This window comes from Rhodococcus sp. R1101, from assembly GCF_000278445.1.
GTDB classification, from domain to species: Bacteria; Actinomycetota; Actinomycetes; order Mycobacteriales; family Mycobacteriaceae; genus Rhodococcus; species Rhodococcus gordoniae.
In genome coordinates this window covers 1-3,456 of record NZ_AJVB01000415.1, presented here as the reverse complement: position 1 = coordinate 3,456, position 3,456 = coordinate 1, and the positions used below count along the sequence as shown (strand labels likewise).

Below are 3,456 nucleotides of genomic sequence, written 5' to 3'. Positions count from 1 at the left end.
TGTTCTCATATCCACGTGCTCGACTACGGCGCGGTGCTCGCGAGTGGTCTGCCGGAGGAGATCAGGAACGATCCGGCAGTGATCAACGCGTACATCGGCACCGAGGAGGAGGCGGTATGAGTAACGAACCGTTGCTCGAACTGTCCGGCGTCCGAGCCGGATACGGTGCGATCGAGGTGCTGCACGGCGTCGACCTGGTTCTCGAACCGGGAGCGGTGGTCGCTCTGCTCGGACCCAACGGCGGAGGCAAGACGACGACTTTGCGGGTGTGCTCGGGCATCCATCCCGTGTCGTCGGGAGAGTTCCGGTTGGCCGGTCGTGTCGTCAACGGTGTGTCCGCGGCGGAACTCGCACGTCTGGGAGTGTGCTCGATCCCCGAGGGCCGGGGAATCTTCCCGAACCTCACCGTGCGCGAGAATTTGTGGATCGGAACGGGTACCGGTGTTCCGCTCGCGGATCTCGAAGAGGTCGCCTACACCCGGTTCCCGGTACTGGGTGAACGCCGCTCGCAGTTGGCCGGTTCGATGTCGGGTGGCGAACAGCAGATGCTCGCCTTGTCGCGGGCCCTCGGGACCCATCCGACGGTGCTGTTGCTGGACGAATTGTCGATGGGTCTGGCACCGCGCATCGTTTCCCAGATCTACGACATCGTCGGTGAGCTCGCCGCCGACGGCGTGTCGATTCTCGTCGCCGAGCAGTTTGCCAGGGCGGTCCTTCCCATCGCCACCAGTGCCGCCCTCATGTTGCAGGGCCGAGTGGTGCGCACGGGTGATCCGGCGGAAATCGAAGAAGAACTGTCCACCACCTATCTAGGAGGATGACCATGACCGCACTCGTCGACGAACGACGTGAGCAGTTCAAGAAAGATGTTGCGGCACTGGGGCTCGACGCTTCCCGCTCCGGTTCGGGCGGAAAGGCCCGGATCGTCGGCCTGATCCTGATGGTGGTCGGTGCCGTCGCGGTCTTCGTCGTCTACATCGCATCGCTGACACTGTCCGACGCGCGCGACCTGTTGTCCTACCAGCTGCTGGCGCTGGGATTCGTGGCGCTCACCGTGGCCGGGGCCGCCGTGTACCTCGCGGCCGCGGTGACGCGGGTCCTGAGTCTGTGGCTGGTCCGGCAGCTGCTCGAGAGCAGCGCGCAGGCGGACAGGATCGAGCAGGCGCTCGTCCGGAAGGGCTGACCCCGCCCCTCGAGCCTGCTTGTGACACGGCGACGGCCCACCCCGCCAGGGATGGGCCGTCGCCGTTCACGATTCGGACGGATCAGCTTCCGGCTGCTTCGAGCCCGGCGGTGATGTCCGCGAGGATGTCGTCGATGTGCTCGATGCCCACGGCCAGTCGCACCAGGCCCGGGGTGACGCCGGCCGCGATCTGCTCCTCACCGGTGAGCTGCGAGTGGGTCGTCGACGCGGGGTGGATGACCAGCGAGCGGACGTCGCCGATGTTCGCGACGTGGCTGTGCAGGGTCAGCGCGTTGACGAACCGCTTGCCGGCGTCGATGCCGCCGGAGAGCTCGAACACCACGATCGCGCCGGCGCCGCGCGGGGTGAGCTGCCGGGCGCGGTCGTACCACGGCGACGACTTCAGGTCGGCGTAGGCGACGGAGGTGACCTCCGGGCGTCCCTCGAGGAACTCGGCGACCTTCTGCGCGTTCTCCACATGCCGCTCGATCCGCAGGCTCAGCGTCTCGAGGCCCTGCGAGATGAGGAAGGCGTTGAACGGGGAGACCGCCGCGCCCATGTCGCGCAGCAGTTGCACACGCGCCTTGAGCGCGTAGGCCGGTGCGCCGAGGTCGGCGAAGACGACGCCGTGGTAGCTCGGGTCCGGGGTGGTGAAACCGGCGTGGCGGCCCTGCGTCCAGTCGAACGTGCCGCCGTCGACGATGACACCGGCGATGGCCGTACCGTGGCCGCCGAGGTACTTGGTGGCCGAGTGGACGACGATGTCGGCACCGTGCTCGAGCGGGCGCAGCAGGTAGGGGGTGGCGACCGTGTTGTCGACGATCAGCGGCAACCCGTTCTCGTGGGCGACACCCGAGATGCCGGGCAGGTCGAGGACGTGGTTCTTCGGGTTGGCGATCGTCTCGCCGAAGAACGCACGGGTGTTGTCGCGGACGGCTTCACGCCACTGGTCGAGGTTGTCGGGATCTTCGACGAAGGTGACCTCGATGCCGAGCTTGGGCAGTGTGTAGTGGAACAGATTGTAGGTGCCGCCGTAGAGATACGGGCTCGACACGATGTGGTCGCCGGCCTGCGCCAGGTTGAGGATCGCGAAGGTCTCGGCGGCCTGACCGGAGGCGAGCAGGAGGGCGGCGACGCCACCTTCGAGGGCGGCGATGCGCTGCTCGACCGCGTCCTGCGTCGGGTTCATGATGCGGGTGTAGATGTTGCCGGGCTCGGCGAGACCGAAGAGCGCCGCGGCGTGATCGGTGCTGTCGAAGGTGTAGCTGGTGGTCTGGTAGATGGGCAGGGCCCGGGCCTTCGTGTCGCCGCCGGCGGGCTGGCCCACGTGGATCTGCTTGGTCTCGAAGCTCCAGTTCGCGCTGGGGTCGATTGCTTCAGGGGTGGTGTCGCTCATGGCTCTGCTCCGGATTCGAGATGTGTTCTGATCGTCGACATGCTGACCTTCGGGCCCCGGGCACGACGCCGTCGGGTGGCGGCATCGAGGGGCAGGAACGGGTGCGGCGGTCAGCGGGCTCGGCACCCGCGAATACACGACAGGGGGGCACGACGGTGCGGCGACCGGCTCGCGCGCTCGTACGTCTTGCTCACGGTCCCGACAATATCCTGTCCACACGATTCCGACCAGAGTCGTAGGGATTCCCTCTCGCCGGGAAACCGACTCCGGAGTACCTACAGTCTGTGTGTACCCCTTCCGGTGTGACGGCTGTTACTGCTAACGTTTTGGAACAGATTCCAGTTTCATGAGGCGCGCAGGGTCGTGGCCAGGACTTTTGGAGGTGCAGTTGACCGCCGTCGACTCCGCGCTCGAGCCCGTCGGTACCTCGTCCAAGCGAGAACTCCCTCCATCGATGGTCGATCGGATGACGCTCATTCTCGAGGCCTTCGACAGCCGGGGCGCCCTCACTCTCGAAGAGGTCACCTGTCGCTCGGGGCTTCCCCGCTCGACCGTGCACCGCATCCTCGACCACCTCGTGCGTCGCGAGTGGATCGAGCACGCCTCCTTCGGCTACTGCCTCGGCCCGCGTGCCCTCGGTCTCGGCGGCAGCGACACCGGTCATCGCCGCATCAGGGAGGCTGCCGCACCGCACCTCCACGACCTCGCGATGCAGACCGGCGCCGTCGTCCATCTGACGGTGCTCGAAGGCGACGAGGTGCTCTACCTCGACAAGGTGGGTGGGCAGTTCGCCTTCACCGTGCCCTCGCGGGTCGGTGGACGATTCCCCGCCTACGCCACTGCGGCCGGCAAATCCATTCTCGCGTGGCTCGAACCC

General features: G+C 66.8%; 4 protein-coding genes and 1 pseudogene. 4 read left to right on the top strand and 1 reads right to left on the bottom strand.

Annotation, left to right across the window (positions count from 1 at the left end):
* The 3 genes and pseudogenes from R1101_RS29755 to R1101_RS0118950 all read left to right on the top strand — a co-directional run.
* Positions 1–120, top strand: a pseudogene (locus R1101_RS29755) (ABC transporter ATP-binding protein); the annotation flags it as partial.
* Positions 117–821: an ABC transporter ATP-binding protein gene (locus R1101_RS0118955; protein WP_016934910.1), complete on the top strand. Its 705-nt coding sequence runs from the start codon at positions 117–119 to the stop codon at positions 819–821. The pseudogene R1101_RS29755 and the gene R1101_RS0118955, both read left to right, overlap by 4 nt.
* Positions 818–1,183: a hypothetical protein gene (locus tag R1101_RS0118950; RefSeq protein ID WP_016934909.1), complete on the top strand. Its 366-nt coding sequence runs from the start codon at positions 818–820 to the stop codon at positions 1,181–1,183. The genes R1101_RS0118955 and R1101_RS0118950 overlap by 4 nt, the downstream gene beginning before the upstream one ends.
* 82 nt (positions 1,184–1,265) lie before the next feature.
* On the opposite strand, the gene R1101_RS0118945 is transcribed toward R1101_RS0118950, so the two are convergent.
* The gene (locus tag R1101_RS0118945) at positions 1,266–2,579 is read right to left on the bottom strand and encodes a bifunctional o-acetylhomoserine/o-acetylserine sulfhydrylase (protein ID WP_016934908.1); all 1,314 of its coding nucleotides are present in this window, start codon (positions 2,577–2,579) and stop codon (positions 1,266–1,268) included.
* 388 nt (positions 2,580–2,967) lie between these two features.
* Between R1101_RS0118945 and R1101_RS27535 the strand changes: the two genes are divergently transcribed.
* A partial coding sequence (locus R1101_RS27535; protein WP_442969893.1) for an IclR family transcriptional regulator occupies positions 2,968–3,456 on the top strand: 489 nt, incomplete at its 3' end.

Coding starts and splice junctions, on each gene's coding strand:
- R1101_RS0118955 (WP_016934910.1), top strand. CDS start 117: ATGAGTAACGAACCGTTGCTCGAACTGTCCGGCGTCCGAGCCGGATAC.
- R1101_RS0118950 (WP_016934909.1), top strand. CDS start 818: ATGACCATGACCGCACTCGTCGACGAACGACGTGAGCAGTTCAAGAAA.
- R1101_RS0118945 (WP_016934908.1), bottom strand. CDS start 2,579: ATGAGCGACACCACCCCTGAAGCAATCGACCCCAGCGCGAACTGGAGC.